The organism is Motilibacter deserti, assembly GCF_011250635.1.
GTDB classification, from domain to species: domain Bacteria; phylum Actinomycetota; class Actinomycetes; order Motilibacterales; family Motilibacteraceae; genus Motilibacter_A; species Motilibacter_A deserti.
In genome coordinates this window covers 296,725-318,924 of record NZ_JAANNP010000001.1, presented here as the reverse complement: position 1 = coordinate 318,924, position 22,200 = coordinate 296,725, and the positions used below count along the sequence as shown (strand labels likewise).

Annotated in this window: 20 protein-coding genes; 9 read left to right on the top strand and 11 right to left on the bottom strand. The window is 73.4% G+C overall.

Translation table 11 applies throughout. The features are described from left to right. Positions 1 to 228: 228 nt before the first annotated feature. The 4 genes from G9H71_RS01440 to G9H71_RS01425 all read right to left on the bottom strand — a co-directional run bounded on the left by G9H71_RS01440 (position 229) and on the right by G9H71_RS01425 (position 4,326). Complete coding sequence (locus G9H71_RS01440; protein WP_166276728.1) at positions 229 to 1,173, bottom strand: ATP-binding protein; 945 nt, start codon at positions 1,171 to 1,173, stop codon at positions 229 to 231. Between the two features lie 102 nt (positions 1,174 to 1,275). Next, positions 1,276 to 2,022, bottom strand: coding sequence for an adenosylcobinamide-GDP ribazoletransferase (locus tag G9H71_RS01435; RefSeq protein WP_166276725.1), 747 nt, complete (start codon positions 2,020 to 2,022; stop codon positions 1,276 to 1,278). A 49-nt stretch (positions 2,023 to 2,071) separates the two neighbouring features. Further along, positions 2,072 to 3,259 (bottom strand): nicotinate-nucleotide--dimethylbenzimidazole phosphoribosyltransferase, encoded by a 1,188-nt coding sequence (gene cobT, locus G9H71_RS01430; protein ID WP_166276722.1) that lies wholly within the window; start codon positions 3,257 to 3,259, stop codon positions 2,072 to 2,074. A 23-nt stretch (positions 3,260 to 3,282) separates the two neighbouring features. Beyond that, entirely contained in the window at positions 3,283 to 4,326 is a 1,044-nt protein-coding gene (locus G9H71_RS01425) for a bifunctional adenosylcobinamide kinase/adenosylcobinamide-phosphate guanylyltransferase (RefSeq protein WP_166276719.1), read from the bottom strand. Between the two features lie 151 nt (positions 4,327 to 4,477). Here G9H71_RS01425 and G9H71_RS01420 point away from each other — a divergent pair, with 151 nt between their 5' ends. Then, positions 4,478 to 9,361, top strand: a complete 4,884-nt coding sequence (locus tag G9H71_RS01420; RefSeq protein WP_166276716.1) for a family 43 glycosylhydrolase — start codon at positions 4,478 to 4,480, stop codon at positions 9,359 to 9,361. 74 nt (positions 9,362 to 9,435) lie between these two features. Beyond that, positions 9,436 to 10,521 (top strand): hypothetical protein, encoded by a 1,086-nt coding sequence (locus G9H71_RS01415; protein ID WP_166276713.1) that lies wholly within the window; start codon positions 9,436 to 9,438, stop codon positions 10,519 to 10,521. On the opposite strand, the gene G9H71_RS01410 is transcribed toward G9H71_RS01415, so the two are convergent. Next, positions 10,502 to 11,011: a DUF3291 domain-containing protein gene (locus G9H71_RS01410; RefSeq protein WP_166276710.1), complete on the bottom strand. Its 510-nt coding sequence runs from the start codon at positions 11,009 to 11,011 to the stop codon at positions 10,502 to 10,504. The two genes, G9H71_RS01415 and G9H71_RS01410, sit on opposite strands and share 20 nt — an antisense overlap. A gap of 50 nt (positions 11,012 to 11,061) precedes the next feature. Between G9H71_RS01410 and G9H71_RS01405 the strand changes: the two genes are divergently transcribed. Continuing rightward, positions 11,062 to 11,277 carry a hypothetical protein gene (locus G9H71_RS01405; protein ID WP_166276707.1) on the top strand — a complete coding sequence of 72 codons (216 nt, stop codon included), beginning with the start codon at positions 11,062 to 11,064 and terminating at the stop codon, positions 11,275 to 11,277. 21 nt (positions 11,278 to 11,298) lie between these two features. Here G9H71_RS01405 and G9H71_RS01400 read toward each other — a convergent pair whose 3' ends face one another. Both G9H71_RS01400 and G9H71_RS01395 read right to left on the bottom strand, forming a co-directional pair. Then, positions 11,299 to 12,300, bottom strand: a complete 1,002-nt coding sequence (locus G9H71_RS01400) for an aldo/keto reductase family protein (RefSeq protein WP_166276704.1) — start codon at positions 12,298 to 12,300, stop codon at positions 11,299 to 11,301. Positions 12,301 to 12,346: 46 nt separating this feature from the next. Next, positions 12,347 to 12,961 carry a DUF3043 domain-containing protein gene (locus G9H71_RS01395; RefSeq protein WP_331272670.1) on the bottom strand — a complete coding sequence of 205 codons (615 nt, stop codon included), beginning with the start codon at positions 12,959 to 12,961 and terminating at the stop codon, positions 12,347 to 12,349. 130 nt (positions 12,962 to 13,091) lie between these two features. On the opposite strand from G9H71_RS01395, the gene G9H71_RS01390 reads away from it, so the two are divergent. Genes G9H71_RS01390 through pspAB form a run of 4 tightly spaced genes read left to right on the top strand, consistent with a single transcriptional unit; the run spans position 13,092 to position 15,643 of the window. Next, positions 13,092 to 13,871, top strand: coding sequence for a PspA/IM30 family protein (locus G9H71_RS01390; protein ID WP_166278879.1), 780 nt, complete (start codon positions 13,092 to 13,094; stop codon positions 13,869 to 13,871). Beyond that, positions 13,868 to 14,146, top strand: coding sequence for a PspA-associated protein PspAA (pspAA, locus tag G9H71_RS01385; RefSeq protein ID WP_166276698.1), 279 nt, complete (start codon positions 13,868 to 13,870; stop codon positions 14,144 to 14,146). Before G9H71_RS01390 ends, pspAA begins: the two co-directional genes overlap by 4 nt. A gap of 28 nt (positions 14,147 to 14,174) precedes the next feature. Continuing rightward, positions 14,175 to 15,077 carry a zinc metalloprotease HtpX gene (gene htpX / locus G9H71_RS01380; protein ID WP_166276695.1) on the top strand — a complete coding sequence of 301 codons (903 nt, stop codon included), beginning with the start codon at positions 14,175 to 14,177 and terminating at the stop codon, positions 15,075 to 15,077. Next, on the top strand, positions 15,077 to 15,643 hold the full coding sequence (gene pspAB, locus G9H71_RS01375; RefSeq protein WP_166276692.1) for a PspA-associated protein PspAB: 567 nt from the start codon (positions 15,077 to 15,079) through the stop codon (positions 15,641 to 15,643). The genes htpX and pspAB overlap by 1 nt, the downstream gene beginning before the upstream one ends. Before the next feature lie 3 nt (positions 15,644 to 15,646). On the opposite strand, the gene G9H71_RS01370 is transcribed toward pspAB, so the two are convergent. The 4 genes from G9H71_RS01370 to nadA all read right to left on the bottom strand — a co-directional run bounded on the left by G9H71_RS01370 (position 15,647) and on the right by nadA (position 20,528). Further along, the gene (locus G9H71_RS01370) at positions 15,647 to 16,501 is read right to left on the bottom strand and encodes a sensor domain-containing diguanylate cyclase (RefSeq protein ID WP_166276688.1); all 855 of its coding nucleotides are present in this window, start codon (positions 16,499 to 16,501) and stop codon (positions 15,647 to 15,649) included. Positions 16,502 to 16,593: 92 nt separating this feature from the next. Next, positions 16,594 to 17,832: a class I SAM-dependent methyltransferase gene (locus G9H71_RS01365; protein ID WP_166276685.1), complete on the bottom strand. Its 1,239-nt coding sequence runs from the start codon at positions 17,830 to 17,832 to the stop codon at positions 16,594 to 16,596. A gap of 22 nt (positions 17,833 to 17,854) precedes the next feature. Beyond that, the gene (locus tag G9H71_RS01360) at positions 17,855 to 19,243 is read right to left on the bottom strand and encodes an FAD-binding oxidoreductase (protein ID WP_331272669.1); all 1,389 of its coding nucleotides are present in this window, start codon (positions 19,241 to 19,243) and stop codon (positions 17,855 to 17,857) included. A 46-nt stretch (positions 19,244 to 19,289) separates the two neighbouring features. Continuing rightward, entirely contained in the window at positions 19,290 to 20,528 is a 1,239-nt protein-coding gene (gene nadA, locus G9H71_RS01355) for a quinolinate synthase NadA (RefSeq protein WP_166278873.1), read from the bottom strand. 410 nt (positions 20,529 to 20,938) lie between these two features. Here nadA and erpA point away from each other — a divergent pair, with 410 nt between their 5' ends. Further along, positions 20,939 to 21,310, top strand: a complete 372-nt coding sequence (gene erpA / locus G9H71_RS01350) for an iron-sulfur cluster insertion protein ErpA (protein ID WP_166276682.1) — start codon at positions 20,939 to 20,941, stop codon at positions 21,308 to 21,310. A 122-nt stretch (positions 21,311 to 21,432) separates the two neighbouring features. Beyond that, on the top strand, positions 21,433 to 22,059 hold the full coding sequence (locus G9H71_RS01345) for a DUF4115 domain-containing protein (protein ID WP_166276679.1): 627 nt from the start codon (positions 21,433 to 21,435) through the stop codon (positions 22,057 to 22,059). Positions 22,060 to 22,200: the final 141 nt, after the last annotated feature.

The window sequence follows — 22,200 nt, the reverse complement described above, 5'->3', positions numbered from 1 at the left end:
GCGCCCGGGCCGCCCCGATCGGCTCAGCCGCACCGCTCGCCCGCCGATGAAGACCCCGGACGGGCGGTGCCGCTCGGGAGCGGTGGAGGGGACGGCTCCCGCTGCGGTCGACCCGTCCGTCGGGATGGTCGGGGGACCAGGTGCGCGCTCCGGCCCGGCTGCCTCAGGGTGGCCGGGCGGAGCGCCCCGGCGATCCGCACGGCTGCGAGGCTCGTCGCCCCGGCGCCGTCACTCCAGCGGGCCGTCCCACGGCCTCGGCGCCCGGCCCTCGGCCTGCGCGGTCAGCTCGTCGACGGTCCAGTCGCGCAGCCGGCGCAGCACGGGCGGCGTCTGCATGGTCAGCAGCGCGCTGTCGGCGGCGTATGCGTCGAGCGCGTCGAGGACCGCGCGCATCGCGCGCACCACCTCCGCGACGCCCTCGGGCAGCGGGTACTCCAGGTCCAGCGTCGTCTCGCCGCGCCGGAAGGCGGCGGTCCGCTGGGCGTCCGCACGGTTGTGGACGGTCGGGTACCGGGTCGCGATGCGATCGGCCAGCTCGACCAGCTGCCGAGGTGCGGTGCTGCCACCTCGTGCCGCTGCCTCGTGGACCAGCACGCACTCGCGCAGCAGCGCGCCGATGTGCTCACGCTCCTGCACCCACAGCCGCAGCGGGTAGTTCAGGAGCAGGGCGACCCGCTGGTCATCGGCGCGCCCTGCGGTGCCGATGGGCTTCTCGGAGCGCTCCAGGTCGGCGTCGTCGCCCCACGCGGCCAGCAGGGCCTCCTCGTCCGGCTCGGCGAGCGCGGGATGCGCGCTGAGCTCGCACCAGACGACCTTGCCGCCGTCGTCGGTCTGCTCGGCGCCCCAGTCGACCGCGAGCATGGTGACCAGGTCGAGCCCTCTGCCGGTGGACGCCCGGTCGCTGTGCACGACCTGGTGGGGGAGCACCGTGGAGCGGTCCCGGATCTGCAACCGTGCCCGGTCCGCGAGGAGGCTCACGGCGGCCTCGAACTCCGTCCGGGCGTGCAGGACGGCGTTGGTGGCCAGCTCGGACATGCACAGCTCAGCCGCGTCGACCGCGTCCGCGGCCCAGTCGGCGAGGCAGCGGCGGACGAGGGCCCGGGCGGCCGGGACGGACGCGGCCTCCGGCGGCAGCCGGAGCGCCTCGTCGGCGATGCTGGGAATCGGAGGCACCCTCTCCCGGCCGAGTCGTGCGGGTAGTAACTGTCCGAAATCGGCTATGTCCGGAACGTTGCCCAACGTACCCCGGTCGGCGGGCCGCGCGCGGGCTTTTGCTCAGCCGAGGGCGAGCCCGGCCAGGGTCACGACCGTCGCCGTCTCCACCAGTGCGCCCAGCACGTCGCCGGTCACGCCGCCGAGGCGGCGCCGGCACCGGGCCAGCAGGGCCAGGGCGGCGATCAGCCCGGCGGCTGCAGCCGCGGCGCCCTGGACGCCCAGCAAAGCACCGCCGACCCCCACTGCGGCGACGGCGACGGCGACCGCGGCCAGCGGCGGGACCGACCCGGCGACCGCCGAGCCGAGCCCGCCGGGCCGCGCGGCCGGCACCCCGCGCCGGCAGGCGATGGTCACGGCGGCCCGGCCGGCCACCGCGGCGACGACCGGCGCCGCCACCGGTGCCGACGCCAGCGCCGCTGCGTCCGCCAGCAGCACGAGAACGAGGGTCACGACGCCGAACGGGCCGATGTCGGACCGCTTCATGACGTCGAGCGCCCCGGCCGAGGGGCGGCCCGATCCCAGCCCGTCGGCGGTGTCGGCGAGCCCGTCGAGATGGAGCGCCCGGGTGAGGCCCGCGAGCACGGCCAGCGCGGCCGCGGCGCCGAGCATCGGCGGCCCGTCGAGCTCGTCGACGACGGCCAGCGCCAGCGACGCTACGGCCCCCAGCCCGGCGCCGACGACCGGCCCGAGCAGCATGGCGCCGGCCGCGACCCGGGCGTCGACCGTGCGCGGCGCGGGCACCCGCAGGACGGTGAACGTGCCGACCGCGAGCCGGAGCGCGTCGCCGGCCGTGCTCAGGACGGTCACCGGTCGAGCGGTCCGGGACCGGGGGCGGCGGGGGCGAGCAGGCCCCGCGTCAGGGCTGCTCCGCCCCGTGCGAACCGCCGAGCTCCTCGAGGGTCGCCATCTCCGAGCAGGTCGCGGTGGCGGCCTGCAGGATCGGGACCGCGAGCAGCGCGCCCGTGCCCTCCCCGAGGCGCAGCTTCAGGTCCAGGACCGGCTCGAGCGCGAGCTGCTGCAGGGCGAGCGTCTGGGCCGGCTCGGTCGAGCGGTGGCCGGCGAGCCACCAGAGCGACGCGCGGGGGGCGACCCGGTGGGCCAGCACGGCGCACGTCGAGGGGACGACGCCGTCGAGGACGACCGGGGTCCGCCGCACCGCGGCCTGCAACAGGAAGCCCGTCGTCGCCGCCAGGTCGGGGCCGCCGATCGCGGCGAGCAGGGCGATCGGGTCGGCCATGTGCGGCCGGCCGCGCCGCATCGCGTCCCGGATCGCGGCGCACTTGCGCATCCAGCCCCGGTCATCGATCCCGGTGCCCCGGCCGCACACCGTCGCCGCGTCGCTGCCGGTCAGCACACCGACGAGGGCGGCCGCGGCGGTCGTGTTGGCGATGCCCATGTCGCCGGCGATCAGCAGGTCCGCTCCGGCGTCGACCTCCTCGTCCGCGACGGCCATGCCGGCCAGCAGGGCGGTCGCCGCTTCGTCCCGGGTCATCGCGTCCTCGACGTCGATGCGCCCGGTGCCCCGGCGGACCTTGTGCCGCGTCACGTCCTCCGGCACGTCGGACAGGTCCGCGTCGACGGACATGTCCAGCACGCGGACCTCGGCCCCGGCCTGCCGGGCGAGCGCGTTCACGGCGGCCGTGCCCGTGAGGAACGCGCGGACCATGTGCGCCGTCACCTCGGCCGGGTAGGCCGAGACGCCGCCCGCCGCGATGCCGTGGTCGCCCGCGAACACGACGACGCGGATCCGCTCGAACGGCCGAGGAGGGCAGGTGCGCTGCACGCCGGCCGCCCAGACCGACAGGTCCTCGAGGCTGCCCAGCGCGCCGACCGGTTTGGCCAGCTCGGCCTGGCGTGCCCGCGTCTCCTGCCGGGCGCCCTCGTCCGGGTGCTCCACCCGCCCGCCCAGCAGGTTGAGCTCCTCCACCGTGAGCGCGGGCTCGGCCGCCGCGCTGTCCGGCGTCTCCGGGAGCGGCGCGGCGGCCTCCGCCGCGGCGGCGTCGGTCTCGTCGAGCGCCGCGGGCGTCGCGTCGGGCTCGTCCATGGGGCTCTCAGGTGGAGTGTGGCTCACAGGCAGGCGACCCTACCGGCCACCACGTGCAGGGCCTGCTCGCTCTCGGCGGCGATCGCGGCGTTCAACCGTCCGAGCTCGTCCCGGAAGAGCCGGCCGCTCGGGGTGCCCGGGACGACACCGCTGCCGACCTCGCTGCTCACCGCGACCACGCGCCGAGAGGTCCCCCGCCATGCCGCGGCGAGCGCGTCGACGCGGCGGCGTACGCGGGGGAGCGCGTCCGGGCCGTCGTCCCACGCGCCGCACTCGTCGAGGACGCCGGTCAGCCACAGCGAGAGGCAGTCGACGAGCAGCGGCGGGCCGTCCGCGGCGAGCAACGGCTCGAGGTCGTACGTCTCCTCCGTGCGCCACTCCGCAGGCCGGCGTGCGCGGTGGGTCGCGACCCGGGCGTCCCACTCGGGGTCGTCGGCGCGCGGTGCGGCGGTCGCCACGTACGTGACCGCGGGCTCGGCGGCGAGCAGCCGCTCCGCGACGGCCGACTTGCCCGAGCGTGCGCCGCCGAGCACGAGGGTGCGGCGCGGGGGCGCGGGGACGGCAGCGGGGGCGTCGAGGTCGAGGAGCGCGCCGTCGGGCAGGGCGCGTACGCCCATCGCGGCCAGCTCGCGCTCGAGCTCGTCCCCCGGACGGTGGCGGTGGGAGAGCCCTACGGCGACGACCTGCGTCGACGGGCTGACCGCGCCGGAGCGGCGGAGGGCGGCGAGGAGCCCGGCGTCCGCGTCGCCGAGCAGCACCACCTCGTAGGCCGGGCGCGAAGCCGGCGGCACCTCGTCCGCGGTGGCGAGCAGCAGACGCGCGCCGTCCGGCAGCGTCGCCTCCCAGGCGCCGGGCGCCGGGCGGGCGACGCGTACGCCGTCCACCACCCGCTCGGACCCCACCGCGAGCGCGTGGTCGGGCAGGCGTGCCGCGCCCACGTGCACGTCGAGCGGGAGGCGGGGGGCTGCGGCCGCCAGCGCGCAGGACGCGCATGGGCAGCCGGGCGCGGGCCAGCCGTCAGGTGCCCCGGTGCCGGCCAGGCGGAGGAGCGGTCGCGGGGCCGTCATGACGGGCACCGTAGCCGTCCTCCCGCTCGCCATCGCGACCCAATCGTTGCCCACGGGGGGTTGACCTGGCCCCTGGGCTTGGCGAAAGTCGCAGGTGCAGCATTCGTGTTAACGCTAACAACACTATCGCCGCTTTCTGCTGAGGAGACCGATGCAACGCCGCATCCTGCGCCGGCCCGACCGGCCGCCCCTTTCCCGGCGCCTCGCCGGGCCGCTCGTGTCCGTGCTGTCGCTGTCGCTCGCCGTCGCCGGGGCCGGTGCCGTGGCCGCCCCGGTGGCGTCCGCGGTGGCGGCCGACGTGACCGCCGGGCTCGTGCTGCATTACCCGCTCCAAGGGGACACGGGAACCGTGGCGAAGGACGCCTCCGGCAACGGCCGGGACGGCGTCCTCAACGGGACCGCGGTCGAGGCCCCCGGCGAGGGCCTGGCCTTCAACGGGTCCAACACCTACGTCAAGATGCCGGACGACGTCCTGGCCGGCCTCGACGCCGTCACGGTGACCGCCGACGTCCTCGTGAGCCCCGCGCAGGCGACGCCGTACTTCATCTACGGCATCGGCAACACCAGCGGGTCGACCGGCAACGGCTACCTCTTCACGACGGGCAACGACTACCGCGCTGCGATCGCGACGGGCAACTGGACGACGGAGCAGAACATCCGCCCGGCCGCGTCCTACAACCTCAGCCGCGGGGTGTGGAAGTCGATCGCGGTGACGATCGGCGGCGGCGTGGGCGTGGTCTACGAGAACGGCGTCGAGGTCGGGCGCAACGCCGGGGTGACGATCCGTCCGGGCCAGATCGGCAACGGCACGACCACGGCGAACTACGTCGGGCGGTCGGTCTACACCGGCGACCGCCTCTTCAACGGGCGCATCCGCGACTTCCGGATCTACGACCGCGCCCTCGCCGCCGGCGAGGTCAGCGAGCTCGCCTCGACGGTGATCTCCGGCGTGGTCGCGGTCGACAAGGCCGCCCTCACGCTCGGCGACACCACCGCCGTGACGGCCGACCTGACCCTCCCGACGTCGGGAGCGGGTGGCTCGGCGATCTCCTGGTCGAGCTCGGACCCGGCCGTCGTCTCGCCGACCGGCAAGGTCACGCGACCCGCCTACGGCTCCCCGGCCGGCACCGCCACGCTCACGGCGACCCTGTCTTATCGCGGGCAGACGGACACGAAGACCTTCGCCGTCACCGTGCTCGCCCAGCTGAGCGACGCCCAGCTCGCGGCGCAGGCCGCTGCCGCGCTCTCGGTGCCGAGCGCCGACGACGTCCGCGGCAACATCACGCTGCCGACGACGAGCCGCGGGGCCACGGTGTCCTGGGCCTCGAGCGACCCGGCGGTCGTCACCACCACCGGCGAGGTGACGCGGCAGGCCGCAGACACCTCGGTCACGCTGACGGCGACGGTGACGTACGGCGCGGAGACCACGACCCGCACGCTGCCCCTGCATGTCCGGGCCAAGGCAACGCTCGCGCCGTACGCCGGCTACGCGTTCGCGTACTTCACCGGCGACAGCGTCGCGGGCGAGAAGATCTACCTGGCGGCCAGCCGCGGCAACAACGCGCTCGCCTGGGACGAGCTCAACGGCGGGCAGCCGGTGCTGACGTCGACGCAGGGCACCAAGGGCCTGCGCGACCCCTTCGTCATCCGCTCGCCGGAGGGCGACAAGTTCTACCTCATCGCGACCGACCTCTCGATCGGCGGCGGGACGAGCTGGGACGCGTCGCAGCGCCAGGGCAGCCGCTACATCGAGGTGTGGGAGTCGACCGACCTCAAGAACTGGTCGGACCAGCGCCACGTGCTCGTGTCGCCGGAGACGGCGGGCAACACGTGGGCGCCCGAGGCCTACTACGACGAGAGCCTCGGCTCCTACGTCGTCTTCTGGGCCTCCAAGCTCTACGCCGCGAACGACCCCGGCCACACCGGCAACACCTACAACCGCATGCTCTACGCCACGACGCGCGACTTCGTCACCTTCAGCGAGCCGAAGATCTGGCAGGACCGGGGCGAGTCGCGCATCGACTCGACCGTCATCCGCGAGGGAGGGACCTACTACCGGTTCACCAAGGACGAGGGCGGGGGCGGCACCGGCTGCTCCGACATCATCCAGGAGAAGTCGAGCTCGCTGACCGCCGTGGACCTGCCGGGCCAGCCGGCATGGGCGATGCAGGATTCGTGCATCGGGCGTGACGCCGGCACCGCCGCTGTCGAGGGCCCGACGGTGTTCAAGGCGAACCCGGGTGACGTGAACGGCCAGCGTTACTACCTCTTCGTCGACGAGTACGGCCGGCGCGGCTACATCCCGCTGTCGAGCACGTCGCTCGAGAGCCCGAACTGGACCGTCCCCGCGAGCTACCGCCTGCCGGCCAGCCCGCGCCACGGCACCGTGGTGCCGGTGACGAAGGCCGAGCTGGACGCGCTGCGTGCCGGCCTCCCCACGGTCGAGCCCGTGCCGGGCAACGCGAAGGGCGAGATCCTGCGCTACTCGTTCGACCAGACGAGCGGTGCGACCGTCAGCGACAGCTCCGGCAACGGCAAGAACGGCACGATCGTCGGCGGCGGCACCTGGACCGGAGCGGGCTCGCTCCGGCTGGACGGCGTCGACGACTACGTCGACCTGCCCGACAACCTGCTCGCCGGCGTCGAGGACATCACGATCGAGGCCGACGTCAAGATCGACCCGACCCAGGCGACGCCCTACTTCATCTACGGGTTCGGCAACACCGACTCGGCGGGCGCCGGCAGCGGCTACCTGTTCAGCACCGGCGACAGCTACCGGGCCGCCGTCGCCTCCGGCAACTGGACCACGGAGCAGGGCGTCACCGGCAGCGGAGCGGTCGCCCGCGGGGTGTGGAAGCACCTGACCTACGTCCTGTCGGGGACGACCGCGACGCTCTACCTCGACGGGGTGCAGGTCGGTCGCAGCACCGACGTGACGCTCGACCCCGGGGACATCGGCAACGGCTACACGCTCGCGAACTACCTCGGCAAGTCGGTCTACACCGGCGACCGCACCCTCAAGGGCGAGGTCCGCGAGTTCGCCGTCTACAACCGCGCACTGTCCGCTGAAGAGGTGATGAGCGCTTCGGGGAACACCGCTGCAGTGGTCGGCGTGACCCTGCCCGAGCTCAAGGTCCCGGCCATCATCGACGCCGACGCCGGCCGGGTCACCCTGCCCGTCAAGCCGGGCACGGACGTCACGAAGCTCGCGCCGACGCTGGCCACCTCGGCGGGCGCGACGGTGGCGCCGGCCAACGGCTCGGCGCGCGACTTCACCAGCCCCGTCACGTACACGGTCACCGGCACGGACGGCAAGGTGCGCACCTGGACGGTGCAGGCGGTGCAGATGCGCACGCCCGTGCTCCCGGGGCTCTACGCGGACCCGAACATCGCGGTCTTCGGCGACACCTTCTACATCTACGCCACGACGGACGGCACGCCCGGCTGGGGCGGCAAGGACTTCTACGTCTGGAAGTCCAAGAACCTCGTGGACTGGGAGCGGTCGGAGAAGCCCTTCCTGACCCTGGACGGCGCGAACGGCAACGTCCCGTGGGCCACGGGCAACGCCTGGGCGCCGACGATCATCGAGCGCGGCGGGAAGTACTACTTCTACTTCTCCGGCCACAACCCGGCCGTCAACCGCAAGACGATCGGCGTCGCGGTCGCCGACAGCCCTGAGGGGCCGTTCACCGCGCAGCCGACGGCGATGATCCTCAACAACGAGGCCGTCACGTCGGGCCAGGCGATCGACCCGGCGGCCTTCCGTGACCCCGCGACCGGCAAGTACTACCTGTTCTGGGGCAACGGCAGCCCGGTCTACGGCGAGCTCAGCGACGACATGCTGTCGATCAAGCCGGGAACCTTCAAGCGCATCACCGGGCTGACGGACTTCCGCGAGGGGGCGTTCGTCAACTACCGCAACGGGACGTACCACCTGACGTACGCGATCGACGACACCGGGTCGCCGAACTACCGTGTCGGCTACGCGACCTCCGCGAGCATCGACGGGCCGTGGACCTACCGCGGGGCCATCCTCGAGAAGGACCCGTCGCAGGGCCTGCTCGGGACCGGCCACAGCTCGATCGTCCAGCTGCCGGGCACGGACGAGTGGTACATCGCCTACCACCGCTTCGCCATCCCCGGTGGTGACGGCACGCACCGGGAGACCACTCTCGACCGCGTCCGCTTCGGAGCCGACGGCCTGATCCAGAAGGTCGTGCCGACGCTGAGCGGGGTCGACCCGGTGGTCGTGGACCTGACCGGTCCGGAGGTGTCGGTCACCACCTCGGCCGGCGCGGACGGGGCCGACGGCTGGTTCCGGACTCCGGCTTCGGTCGTCGTCACCGCGGCCGACCCGCGCGGCGTCGCGTCAATCGAGTACTCCGTCGACGGCGGCACCACCTGGAAGCCCTACACGGTGCCGTTCGCCGTCGCCGACGGCACGACCACCGTCAGGGCGCGCGCGACCGACCGCCGCGGCAACGTCGGGTCCGCCGCCGACCTCACAGTGCGGCAGGACACGCTCAGCCCGGTGGTCACGCTCACCGGCGGGGTCACGGGCGGGGGGACGTACGGGCACTCGGCCCGGCCGACGGTCGCCTGGTCCGCCAGCGACGCGACCTCCGGGGTCGCCTCGACGAGCGCGACGCTCGACGCGAAGGCCGTGGGCAACGGAGACGTGCTCGACCTCGCCACGCTCGCCCTCGGCAGTCACACGCTCGTCGTCCGGGCCACCGACCGGGCGGGCCACGTGCAGGTGTCGACGGTGACGTTCACCGTGACGACCTCCACAAGCGACCTCGCGGCCCTGGCCGACCGCTACCTCGCGGCGGGCGTGCTCTCCCAGGGCGCGCACACCAACCTGCGCAACCGGTTGGAAGGCGTTGTCGAGGCGCTGGCCGAGGGCGATCCGGCCAAGGCGGCGCGCTACCTGCGGCAGTACGTCGAGCACGCCGAGCGGCGGGTCGACGACGCCACGGTCCGGGCACTGCTGATCGCGGACGCGCGGGCGCTGCTGGCCGAGCACGGCGGATAACAGCGGTATTGCGATGGGTGGGCCCGGGGGAAGAAACTCCTCCGGGCCCGTTCGTTCCCCGCCAGGATGCGGGCATGACCGCTCCCGACGGGCTCGACGCGGCGCCACGTACGCGGTGGACGCCTGCCGTCGTCTGGCTCGTCACGGGAGTCGTGTGGCTCGGCGCGTGGTGGTTCCTCTGGGCCGTCCTGACGGCCCTTGCAGGTTGGGCCCAGGCGTCGCCCCGCGAGACGCTGGTCAGCAGCGGCGTCCTGCTGTCGGCCGGCGCCGTCGTGGGCGTGGTGGGCTGGCCGCTGGCCGCGCGCTACTGCCGGGTGCCGCGGAGCGCTCGCATCACGTTGCGCATCGCCGCCGGAGTGGTCCTTGCCGCCGCGCTCCTGCTGTTCGTCGTGCCGTTCTTTCCGTCATCGGGCCCGGAGACCGCCGGGAGTCGAGCTCCTGCGACGTCGCGAGATGCGCGTCCCCTGCTCGTCCTGGTCGGCGTGCTCGCCCTGTCTGCGGCGACGGCGGTGGGCGGCCGCTGGCTCCTGCCACGCCTGCCTCCGGAGACGGCCCGGAGCCAGTGGCGGGGGTGGGCGTCCGACGATGCGAGACGGCACGCCCACGAGGCGGAGCTGGCCCGCCTGTCCGGGCGGGAGATCTGCGCGGTCCGCTATGCCGAGCCGAGGTACGAGGGCGTGGAGCCCGAGCAGAGCTGGTCCTACGACGGCTACGACGCGGTGACCTGGGGGCTCGAGCTCGACCTGGACGACGGCACGACGTGGTCGGCGACGTGGCAGCAGGCGGGCCTGGACGAGGGCCTGCTGGTGTACGCGGGAACGCTGGCGCCCCGGCACGTCACCCCTCGCGACGTCGTCTGGTGGAACGTGACCGAGCACTGGCGCACGTTCGGCCTGGACCGCATCGAGCAGGCCGTCGCGGTGTGGTGGCGCCCGTACGGCGAGCAGTCGGCGCTGTGCGTCGAGGCGGTCGTCCTGCGGGCCGGCAGTGCGTCGGCGGTCCTCACGCTGGGGCAGCCCGACGCGGCCGGCAGCTACGAGCACATCTGGGACGGCGTCGTGGTCTTCGCGTCCGTGGAGAGCGCTGTCGCGGCGGGAGCGCTTCTCGAGGAGTCGCTGACCGACCGGTCGGTGACGCCTCCTACCGGTCAGTCCCGGTAGGGGGCGCGACGAGCGGGCCGGGCGTCCCGGGAGCTTCCGCCGGCTCCGGGAACGGATGCCGCGGGGTGAAGGCGTACGCGGTCGGGCCGTGCGCGCGCAGGTGGCCGAGGCGTTCGGCGGCCTCGGGCATGCGCGGCCGGTGGCCCTCCCGCACCCACCAGAGCACGGCCGCCGGCCCCGGGTGGGGCGCGAACCACGAGCGGCGGCGGCGCAGCGCCTGCAGGTGCGGGCCGGTGTGGACGAAGCCGGCGAGGGCTTCGAGCGACTCCCAGACCGAGAGGTTGACCACGAGGCCGGCGCTGTCGCCGAGATAGGCGGCGAAGGGGTGTGTCCGCATGCCGGGCGGGACGGTGGCCTGCGTACGCCACACGTAGCCCGCGGCGGCCTCGCCCGCCCGCTCGATCGGCCCGGAGGCCGCGACGAAGCCGGCCAGCAGCTCGGAGCTCGTCGGGGCGAGCAGCCGGGACACGTTGACCTGGGCGAGGTGCACGGGCGGGCTCCGGGGCGGCGGGTCGGACGGGTGGAGCGTAAGGTCCCGCCATGCCGTGGAGCTGGCGCTACGAGCGCGCGGACGGGACCGAGGTGACCGGGGCGTCACTGCCCGGAACGGGGTTCCCGACGCAGTCGGACGCCGAGTCCTGGATCGGGGAGGAGTGGCGGACGCTCCTCGCCGAGGGAGTGGAGCAGGTCACGCTGCTCGAGGACGACGCGACGGTCTACGGGCCGATGAGCCTGCGCCCCTCGGGCGGACTGTAGCCGCCCGAGGCGCGCCGCGGGCTAGGGCCGCGGGTTCGGGCTCTGGGTGAGCTCCGGGTCGGTCGCGGCGACGTCCCCGAGGATCTCGTCGATCTTCGCCTTGAGGTCGGCGTCGAGCTTCACGCCGGCGGCCTTGACGTTGACCTCGACCTGCTCGGGGCGCGACGCCCCGATGATCGCGGCGGCGACGTTGTCGTTCTGCAGCACCCACGCGACCGCGAGCGCAGCCATCGGCAGCCCGGCCTCGTCGGCCAGCGGCGCGAGCTGCTGAACCTTCTCGAGCACGTCGTCGCGCATCCACCGCGAGATGAACCCGGCGCCGCCGCCCTTCTGGTCCGTGGCGCGCGACCCCGTCGGCGGCTCCTGGCCCGGCTTGTACTTCCCGGTCAGGATGCCCTGCGCGATGGGGGAGAAGACGATCTGGCTGATGCCGAGCTCGCGGCAGGCCGGCTCCACCTCGGCCTCGATGACCCGGTAGAGCGCGGAATACTGCGGCTGGTTCGAGACCAGGTGCACGCCGAGCTCGTCGGCGAGCTTCTTGCCGGCGCGGATCTGCTCGGCGTCCCACTCAGAGACGCCGATGTAGAGCGCCTTGCCCGCGCGGACGACGTCGGCGAAAGCCTGGATCGTCTCCTCGAGCGGGGTCTCGTGGTCAAAGCGGTGGGCCTGGTAGAGGTCGACGTAGTCGGTGCCGAGCCGCTGCAGCGAGCCGTCGATCGACTCCATGATGTGCTTGCGCGACAGGCCGCGGTCGTTCACTCCGTCGCCCATCGGCCAGTAGACCTTCGTGAAGATCTCCAGCCCGGAGCGGCGCTCGCCCGCGAGGGCGCGGCCGAGGACCTGCTCGGCGCGGCCCGCTGCGTAGACGTCGGCGGTGTCGAACGTCGTGATCCCGGCGTCGAGCGCCGCGCGGATGCAGGCCGTGGCGGCGTCGTCCTCGACCTGCCCGCCGTGCGTGATCCAGTTGCCGTAGGCGATCTCGCTGATCTTCAGGCCGCTGCGGCCGAGGTGACGGAACTCCATGACTCGACCATAGGGGGGCTTTCCGGTCCCGGGAGCCCCAGGTCGGTCAGACCTTCGTGCCCCGCGGCACCTGCGGGGCCGGGAGCCGCAGCCGGCGCAGCTGCAGGGCGCGCAGCACGGCGTACGCGACAGCGCCCTTGCGCTGCTCGTTCGGGAAGCGCGCGGGGAGGATGCGGCGGAGGCGGGCACCCGTGATGAAGGCGTCGATGATGATGCCGACGAACATCAGGAACATCACGTAGATCGAGCCGACCTGCACCGCCGCCACCGGCACGAACGACAGCACGACGACGACCACGGCCATCGGCAGGAAGAGCTCGGCGAGGTTCCACCGCGAGTCGACCCAGTCGCGGACGAACTTGCGCACCGGGCCCCGGTCGCGGGCCGGGAGGGCGCGCTCGTCACCGCGGCGCAGCGCCTCGACGCGCTGCTGGCGCTCCTGGCGGGCGCGCTCGCGCTGGAGGCGCATCGCTTCCTTGCGGTCCTTCGGAGGGCGTACGGCCTGGCGCCGCTGCTTCTCGGCCTCCGCCCGCTTGGGCGTCGGCCGGCCCTTGCCGCCCGCCTTGCCGACGCTGTCGGCGCCTTCGTCGACGGCCCCCGCGGCGGGGACCTTCACGAGCGGGTCGTCGACGGGAGACGGAGAGCTGCGGCGCCGGATCACCCTGCTTAGGGTAGACGTTCGCCTGACGGGGGAGGGGCACGCCAGAACCGCGGTCGCCCTGATGCAGGACGACCGAGACAGACCGGGACCAGCGGCACGGAGCGGCCGGAGTGGAGCAGGCATGTCGGTGATGAAGCGGATGTCGATGATCTTCCGCGCGAAGGCGAACAAGGCCCTGGATGCGGCCGAGGACCCGCGCGAGACGCTCGACTACTCCTACCAGCGGCAGCTGGAGCTGCTGCAGAAGGTCCGGCGCGGCGTCGCCGACGTCGCCACGTCGCGCAAGCGCCTGGAGCTCCAGCTGGCCCAGCTGCAGCAACAGGCCGACAAGCTCGAGGGCCAGGGGCGCCAGGCGCTCGCGGCCGGGCGTGAGGACCTGGCCCGCGAGGCGCTCACCCGGCGCTCCGGCCTCCAGCAGCAGATCGCCGACCTGCAGGCCCAGCACGCGCAGCTGCAGGCCGAGGAGGAGAAGCTCACCCTCGCGTCGCAGCGCCTGCAGGCCAAGGTCGAGGCGTTCCGCACGAAGAAGGAGACCATCAAGGCGACCTACACCGCGGCCGAGGCCCAGACGCGCATCGGCGAGGCGTTCTCCGGGATCAGCGAGGAGATGGGCGACGTCGGGCTGGCCGTCCAGCGCGCCGAGGACAAGACCCAGTCGATGCAGGCGCGGGCGGGAGCGATCGACGAGCTGCTGGCCTCCGGCGCGCTCGACGACGCGACGGGCACCTCCAAGGACGACATCACCGCGCAGCTGGACCGCATCTCCAGCACCAGCGACGTCGAGCTGGAGCTGCAGCGGCTGAAGGGCGAGCTCGGGGCAGCTCCTGCCCCGCAGGCCATCGAGGGGTCGACCGCCCCTGGTGGCAACGCGGTCGGGCAGGTCAACGTGCAGAAGGAGGGCCAGGCGTGATCGTCCGCATCCTCGGCGAGGGCCAGTACGACGTCCCCGACAGCGAGGTCGACGCCCTCAACACGCTCGACGACGCCGTGGAGAAGGCCGTGGCGCTCGCCGACGAGGCGACGTTCCGCAACGCGCTCGCCGGCCTGCTCGCCCACGTCCGGTCGCACGGGACACAGCTGCCGGACTCCGAGCTCGTCCCCTCCGAGGCCGTGCTCCCCGCCGAGGACGCCTCGGTGGAGGAGGTCCGGGGCCTGCTCACCGACGAGGGCATGATCCCGGGATGAGCGGCGTGGCCGTCCCCGGGACGGTGCGGTGAGGTCCCGCTACGCGCCGGACCGGGGCCTCGTCGGCCGCATGGTCTTCACCATCGTGCTGCTGGGGCTGCTCTACGTCGTCGTCATGGCCGTGCTCATCGGGCTCGGCCTGCCCTGGCCGCTCGTGCTGGTCCTCGGCGGCGTCGGGCTCTTCGTGCAGTGGTGGTTCAGCGACCGGCTGGCGCTGGCCTCGATGCGTGCCGTCGAGGTCTCGCCGGCCGAGGCGCCGGAGCTGCACGCCGTCATCGACCGGCTCTGCGCGCTCGCCGACATGCCGAAGCCGCGGGTTGCGATCGCGGACACCGACATCCCCAACGCGTTCGCCACCGGGCGGTCGCCGAAGCGGGCGGTGGTGTGTGCGACCACGGGCATCCTGCGCCGGCTCGACGAGCGCGAGCTCGAAGGCGTGCTCTCGCACGAGCTGAGCCACGTCGCGCACCGGGACGTGACGGTGATGACGGTGGCCTCCTTCGTCTCGGTCGTCGCCGGCCTGCTGATGCGCTCGTTCCTCTACGGCGGCATCGCGCCGCGCCGCGACAACCGGGACAACGCCGCCGCGGTGGTGCTGCTCGTCGTCGTCGCGAGCGTCGCGGTCTACGCCGTCAGCTTCCTGCTCATCCGCGCGCTGTCGAGATACCGCGAGCTCGCGGCCGACCGCGCCGGCGCGCTCCTGACCGGCCAGCCGTCCGCGCTGGCGAGCGCGCTGGTCAAGGTCTCGGGCGAGATGGCCCGCATCCCGACCCGGGACCTGCGCCAGGCCGAGGCGTACAACGCCTTCTTCTTCGCGCCGGCGCTGGCCGGCGGGTTCAGCATCTCCTCGCTGTTCTCGACCCACCCCTCGCTCGACGTCCGGCTCGACCGGCTGGCGCGCATCTCCGGCGAGCTCGGGCGGGCCGGCTGATGGGCCTGCTGGACCGGCTGCTCGGCCGGGCGCAGCCGCCGCCGCCGAGCCTGGACGAGCTGTTCGCGCTGCCGGACGCCGCACTGACGCTCGAGGCCGCGCTGGGCTTGCGTCCGACCGGCGTGGGCTCGGTCTGCTTCCGGGCCGCCGAGGGCGCGGCGTTCGCGCAGACCGAGTCGGACGTCCAGGCCCTGCTGGACGCGGACGAGGGGCCCGACGTCGAGCGGTCGGTCGACGGCTACGGCTTCACCTGGCTGACCTGCCGGCACGACCCGGGGGACGTGCCCGGCCTCGTCACGGACCTGCACGCGGTCAACTCCACTTTGGAGTCCCAGGGGTTCGGGCCCGCGCTGCTCTGCTCCGTCGTGGCGTTCGCGGGGCCGGACGGGCGACGGCTGGCCGTCGTCTACCTCTACAAGCGCGGCACCTTCTATCCCTTCGCGCCGCTCGGCGGGGAGCAGCGCGACAACCCGCTGGAGCTGCAGGCGCGCGGTGCGCTGGGCGACCTGCGGGTCGAGCAGGACCTGTCGCGGTGGTTCGCGGTCTGGGGCGCGCCCGGGCTCTGAGGGTCAAGCCCCGCGCCGGCGGCCCCGGCCGTCGTACATCGCCCTGTCCGCGCGGCCGAGCACGTCGGCGGGGGAGTCGCCGGCGCTTCCCATCGTCAGCCCGACGGACGCCGAGGGGCGCAGCTCTGCGCCGGCGACGCCGATCGGCTCGCGCAGCGCCGCCAGCAGTCGTTCGCGCAACGTCTCGGCCTGGCCGTGCGTCACGTCCACGGCGAGCACCGCGAACTCGTCCCCGCCGACCCGGCTCGCGGTGTCGGCCGCCCGCAGCACCGTCCGCAGCCGGTCGGCGACCTCTCGCAGCATCACGTCCCCGACCGCATGGCCGTGCGCGTCGTTGACCGCCTTGAAGCCGTCCAGGTCGATGAACAGCACCGCCAGCTGCGTTCCCGTGCGGTCCAGGGCGCCGAGCGCCTGCGTGAGCCGGTCGTCGAGCAGCCGGCGGTTGGCCAGGCCCGTGAGCGGGTCGTGCAGGGCGAGGTGGGCGAGGTGGGCCTCGGCCTCCTGCAGCTCGGTGACGTCCTCGACCACCATGACGATGTGCCGCTCGCCGTCCTCGGCCACCAGCCGGGAGTTCACCAGCACGGGCACGCCGGCCCCCTGCGACGTCAGCAGCCGGCACTGCAGCCGCATCGTGCCGCCCTGGGCGTTGAGCTGGGCGCACGCCGCGTGGGCGGCGGGCACGTCGTCGGGGTGCGTGATGTCGAACAACGGCGCGCCGAGCAGCGCCGACACCGGGCGCTCGACCAGCTCGCCGAGCGCTCGGTTGGCGTCGATCACGACCCCGTCGAGCGTGCAGATGGCCATCGCGCTGGGAGCGTTCGCGAACGCCCCGCGCGCGAAGCGTGTGTCCTGCCCCATCCTCACGATCCCCCGGCTCGGCGACTGTGCCACGAAGATCGAACCGTAGAGGGCGCGGGCGGGGTGGCGCAGCCCGAGTGCCGGATCGTGCGCTAGACGCCCCAGTCCGGGCGTAGCGGCATCGCAGCGTCGCCGTCGTCGCGCGTCCTGACCCCGAGCACCTGGTGCAGCTCGATGCCGCGCCGCTCGAACGCCAGCCGGCACCCGGCCATGTAGATGCGCCAGACGCGGGCGCGACCGAGGCCGACCTCGCGCACGGCTGCGTCCCAGTTGGCGTCGAGGTTGCGCCCCCAGTCCCGCAGCGTCATGGCGTAGTGCTCGCGCAGGCTCTCCTCGTGCCGCACCTCGATGCCGTTGTCCTGCATCGCGGAGATGATCGTGCCGACGCCCACCAGCTCGCCGTCGGGGAAGACGTAGCGGTTGATGAAGCCCTTCCGCTTGAGCGGCCCCTCGAGGTTGGTGGGCCGGGTGATGCAGTGGTTGAGGAGACGGCCGCCCGGCTTGAGCTTGGAGCGCAGGTGGGTGAAGTAGCTCGGCAGCTCGCGCCGTCCGATGTGCTCGGTCAGGCCGATGGAGCTGACCGCGTCGAACGCCTCGCCCGGTGCGTCGCGGTAGTCCAGGAAGCGCACCTCGGCCCGGTCGGCGAGGCCGGCGTCGGCGATCGCCTTCTGCGCCCACTCGGCCTGTCGGCGCGACAGCGTCACGCCGAGCGCCTGGACCCCGTAGTTCTTGGCCGCGTGCATGACCATGCCGCCCCAGCCGCACCCGACGTCGAGCAGCCGCTGCCCGGGCTCGAGGCCGAGCTTGCGGCAGACGAGGTCGAACTTGTTGGCCTGCGCCTCCTCGAGCGTCGCGTCGAGGGTCGGGTAGGCGGCGCAGGTGTAGGCCATCGACGGGCCGAGGACGTACTCGTAGAACGTGTTGGAGATGTCGTAGTGGTGCGAGATGGCCTCGCCGTCGCGCCGCTTGGAGTGGCGGCCGCCGCGCAGGACGACCTCCTCGGCCGGACGCGGCGGCGGCTTGAGCGCCTGCAGCCCGATCGAGCGCAGCACCTCGATCCGCTGCTGCCACGAGATGCGGTCGATGGAGGCCTGCGACAGCGAGGCCAGGGCCGTGTAGACGTCCCCCTCGACCTCGAGCTCGCCGGAGACGTACGCCCGGCCCAGGCCGAGCTCGCCGGGCGAGGTCACGACGTACGAGACGGCCTGCGGCGAGCGCAGGTGCACCGTCACCGCGGCCTCCGCCGGGCCGGCGCTGCTGCCGTCATAGGCCTTCCACGCGACGGGCGCGCTCGGCCCGACCACTGCCTCGAAGGCTTCGGCGATCTTCATGCTGGCGCCCCTCCTGTGTGCATCAGTGCCGCCGGACCGTCTTGGAGTAGAGGTCGAGCAGGCGGCCCTGCGGGTCGTATTCCTTCTTCAGCTGCGCGTAGGCCTCGCCCCCGTAGAGAGACCAGAACTCGTCCTCGCCGTAGTAGGACGTCGAGTAGAGCGACTTGCGTCCTCCGAGCTCCTGCACCTTCTGCTCGATGCGCCGGTTGTGGTGCCCGTCCGCCTGCCCGGGCGCGAGTGGGACCGTCGACCAGAAGCCGAAGTTCACATACGTGATCTCGGAATCCATGACGTAGAGGTCCCATGTCGTGGCTGGGTCGCGCTGGCGCAGCGGGCACGCCCAGATCGGCTGGATCCCGGTCTCGCGCGCGAGCCAGGTGTGGAAGTCGGCCGCCCGCGCGATCGGCACCTCGACGTCCTGCACGACGCGCTCGGCGGGGGGCTTGCCCTTGGCCCGGTCAAGGCGCTCCCCGACGTGGTAGCGCGCCTCCAGCCCGATGAGCTTCCAGTAGGCGTCGCTGCGCAGGTAGCGCTTCGGCCACAGCCGGCGGATCCGCGGGTTCTGCGCACCGAACGCCCGCGAGCACCAGAACCAGTCGGTGTCCCAGCGCCAGTAGTAGTCGCGCGCGGTCAGGTAGTCCTCGCGCCGCGTCTGCAGGGAGCGGTAGAAGATCTCCATCCCGGTGTAGTCCGAGACGTAGGGCGCCCCGTCGGCCCAGAAGCCGAGCGTCAGGTAGAGCTCGTCCTCGCTGAAGGCCGTGGCGTCCACGAAGCGCACCGGCTCGCCCTGCCAGCGCTGCTCGCGCACCACCTCGTCCATCGCGGCGAACAGCTCGTCCGCGCTGCGGAAAGGCACGTGGGCCAGCCGGACGTACGGGTGCACCGGCTCGAGCTCGATGGTCAGCCGCAGCGCGTAGCCGAGGGTGCCGTACGAGTTGGGGAAGCCGAAGTAGAGCGCGGCGTGCTCGCCCTCCGGGGTCGCAGTGACGACGCGGCCGTCGCCGGTGAGCACGTCCATCTCGAGGACGGACTCGTGGGGGAGCCCGTTGCGGAACGACGTCGACTCGATCCCGAGCCCTGTCACGGCCCCGCCGAGCGTGATGGTCTTGAGCTGCGGGACCACCAGCGGGGCCAGGCCGTGCGCGAGCGTGACGTCGAGCAGGTGCTCGTACGTCGTCATCCCCTGCACCTCGGCCGTCCGGGCGACCGGGTCGACCGAGAGCACCCCGTCGAAGCCGGTGACGTCGAGCCCCGGCGTCGTCACCGGCCGGCGGGTGCGGAACAGGTTGGACGTGCGCTTCTTCAGCCGGACCGGGGCGCCCGGCGGAATCGCCGCGTAGTCCTGCAGCAGCCGATCCCGACGCCGGCGGTAGCCCGCCTGGTCAGCGCTGTCGACGCCGATGTGTTCCACGAGGCGACCCTACGCCCGTTGGTACGGGCAACTAAGCCCGCGTCGATCACCCGCGCGTCGTGCCGCTCCCGGGCAGCGCCAGCATCCGCTCCAGGGCGACCTTCGCCCAGTGCGCGGTGTCGCCGTCGACCACGATCCGGTTGACCATGCGGCCCTCCACCAGGGACTCGAGCGCCCAGACCAGGTGCGGCAGGTCGATGCGGTTCATCGTGGAGCAGTAGCAGACGGTCTTGTCCAGGAAGACGATCTGCTTGTCCGGGTGGGCCTTCGCCAGCCGCGACACCAGGTTGAGCTCCGTGCCGACGGCCCAGGACGACCCGGCGGGCGCCGCCTCGAGGGTGCGGATGATGTGCTCCGTCGAGCCGACGGAGTCGGCCGCCGTGACCACGTCGAAGCGGCACTCCGGGTGGACGAGCACGTTGACGCCGGGGATGCGGGCGCGTACGTCGTCCACGTTGTCCTTGGAGAAGCGGCCGTGCACCGAGCAGTGGCCGCGCCAGAGGATCATCTTGGCCGCGCGCAGCTGCTCGACCGTCACTCCGCCGCCCGGCTTGTGCGGGTTGTAGACCACACAGTCCTCCAGCGAGAGCCCTAGCTGCAGGACGGCGGTGTTGCGCCCGAGGTGCTGGTCGGGCAGGAAGAGCACGCGCTCGCCGCGCTCGAAGGCCCACCGCAGGGAGCGGTCGGCGTTGGAGGAGGTGCAGATGGTGCCGCCGTTGCGCCCGGTGAACGCCTTGATCGCGGCGCTGGAGTTCATGTAGGCCACGGGGACCGTCGAGTCGGCGAGGCCGGCCTCGGCGAGCACCTCCCACGCGTCCTCGACCTGCCCGAGCGCGGCCATGTCCGCCATCGAGCAGCCGGCGGCGAGGTCGGGCAGCACGACCTGCTGGGACGGCGAGGTGAGGATGTCCGCGGACTCGGCCATGAAGTGCACGCCGCAGAACACGACGTACTCCGCCTCCGGGCGGGCGGCGGCCTGCTGGGCGAGCTTGAACGAGTCGCCGGTGACGTCGGCGAACTCGATCACCTCGTCGCGCTGGTAGTGGTGCCCGAGGACGAAAGCACGGTCGCCGAGCGCCGCGCGAGCCCGGCGCGCCCGGTCCGCCAGGGCGGGGTCGCTCGCGGCCGGCAGGTCCCCGGGGCAGTCGACCCCGCGCTCGCTGGCCAGGTCTCGGTCCCGCCCGAGCAGGAGCAGGGCCAGCGGGGACGGCGCGACCCCGAGCGGGAGCTCGGCGCCGGCGGGGGCTGCCGGAGCGCCTCCCGGTGCCGGCGGCTGGCCGGGCAGCGTGACGGCGGGGTGGGCGGCGGTCGAAGGGCTCACGGGGCTCCCGGGCTCGTTCAGGGGACGCACTATTTTCCCACGGTCCTGCGGCGGGGCGCCGACGGACGCACAGGGGACGTCGGCCTCGCGTCACCGCGACCTGACCTCGCCGCCCCTCGGGGCAACAGCCGGGGCCTGCGGGTGCTTCCCGGGAACGGCGTTGGTGCTTCTCCGGAACGGCAGGCGGCCACGAGATGACGCACGGTGACCGCGCAGCAGACGTGCGGGATGTCGTTCTTCCGAGACGCGGTGATCGTCCGCTCAGTGTGCTTCCATGGACGTGGAAGCAACGGGACGCCGTCGGTGTTGGACTCCGTCATAGCGGGGGCCGGCACCCGGTCCCCGGGAGGCATCAGGACAGGAGCGCCTGCAGCATGACTGTTTCGGACCAAACCCTTTCGACCGCCGGCACCGAGGTCGCGGACGGCATCGTCCTCACGGACGTCGCGGCGAGCAAGGTCCGTAGCCTGCTCGAGCAGGAGGGCCGCACGGACCTGCAGCTGCGCGTGGCCGTGCAGCCGGGTGGTTGCTCGGGCCTGCGCTACCAGCTCTTCTTCGACGAGCGCGCCCTCGATGGCGACATCGTCAAGAAGTTCGGCGGCGTGGGCGTCGTGGTCGACCGGATGAGCGCGCCCTACCTGACCGGCGCGGTCATCGACTTCACCGACACCATCGAGAAGCAGGGCTTCACGATCGACAACCCGAACGCGCAGAACTCCTGCGCCTGCGGGGACTCGTTCCACTGAGCGGGCCACAACATCTGCGGTCTCCGGGGGAGCCAGGGGCTCCGGGGCCGCGGTCGGGCGGCAGACACGCCGCCCCCGCGGCCCACGCGAGAAGCAGATCGGGGGCACGGACCGCCGCGTCGTTGGGCGCGGCGGTCTTCGTCGTGCTGGCGCTGATCGTCGGCATTGTGGGGTTCTCGGGCGGTTTCGCCGGCGACGACGAGCCGACGGGGGCCGCGCTTCCCGCCGGGACGCCGTCCGCGCCGTCCTCGGCGTCCCCGAGCGGCAGTGCGGGCGCTACGGCGACCGCGACCCCGTCCGGCAGTGCGGCAGCGGGCTCTTGGACGTCCCCAACCCCGTCGGCCGGCTCCAGCTCCTCGGCGAGCCCTCCGGCAGCGGCCGGGGCCGCGGCCACCCCCACCACGCCGGCCACCCCCACGGCCTCTGCCACGCCGAGCCGTCCCACGCCCACGCCTACGCCTACGAAGAAGCCTGCCTCGGCCGCCCCGACGCCGGCGCCCGGCCTCGTCCTCACCGCCACGGGGACCTGCTGGTACCGCATCCGCGGGGACGGGAAGATCCTCGGCGAGGGCACGCTGCGCAAGGGGCAGGTCCGTCGCTACGACGGCGCCCGCGAGTACGACATCATCCTGGGCAACGCCGGTGGCGTCCGCTACTCCGTCGCCGGGTCCGCGCCGCGCTACCGCGGTGACTTCGGGACCCCGCTCCGCTTCACCGTCGTCGACCGGCGCCAGCCCGCCGCCGGCTGAGGCCGCCCTGGCGGGCTCCAGCCGGTTGCCGGCCGGCTCGCCTGAGTCACGCCTGCGGCCCGCGTGCGAGCGCCCTCCCGCAACACCGCGGTGCTAGGGTCCTGCGCCCGCAGGGCCCGGTGCCGCTCCCGTGCGCCGTAC

Coding starts and splice junctions, on each gene's coding strand:
- erpA (WP_166276682.1), top strand. CDS start 20,939: ATGACTGTTTCGGACCAAACCCTTTCGACCGCCGGCACCGAGGTCGCG.
- G9H71_RS01405 (WP_166276707.1), top strand. CDS start 11,062: ATGCCGTGGAGCTGGCGCTACGAGCGCGCGGACGGGACCGAGGTGACC.
- G9H71_RS01420 (WP_166276716.1), top strand. CDS start 4,478: ATGCAACGCCGCATCCTGCGCCGGCCCGACCGGCCGCCCCTTTCCCGG.
- G9H71_RS01370 (WP_166276688.1), bottom strand. CDS start 16,501: ATGGGGCAGGACACACGCTTCGCGCGCGGGGCGTTCGCGAACGCTCCC.
- pspAB (WP_166276692.1), top strand. CDS start 15,077: ATGGGCCTGCTGGACCGGCTGCTCGGCCGGGCGCAGCCGCCGCCGCCG.
- G9H71_RS01425 (WP_166276719.1), bottom strand. CDS start 4,326: ATGACGGCCCCGCGACCGCTCCTCCGCCTGGCCGGCACCGGGGCACCT.
- cobT (WP_166276722.1), bottom strand. CDS start 3,259: ATGGACGAGCCCGACGCGACGCCCGCGGCGCTCGACGAGACCGACGCC.
- G9H71_RS01365 (WP_166276685.1), bottom strand. CDS start 17,832: ATGAAGATCGCCGAAGCCTTCGAGGCAGTGGTCGGGCCGAGCGCGCCC.
- G9H71_RS01400 (WP_166276704.1), bottom strand. CDS start 12,300: ATGGAGTTCCGTCACCTCGGCCGCAGCGGCCTGAAGATCAGCGAGATC.
- G9H71_RS01415 (WP_166276713.1), top strand. CDS start 9,436: ATGACCGCTCCCGACGGGCTCGACGCGGCGCCACGTACGCGGTGGACG.
- G9H71_RS01390 (WP_166278879.1), top strand. CDS start 13,092: ATGAAGCGGATGTCGATGATCTTCCGCGCGAAGGCGAACAAGGCCCTG.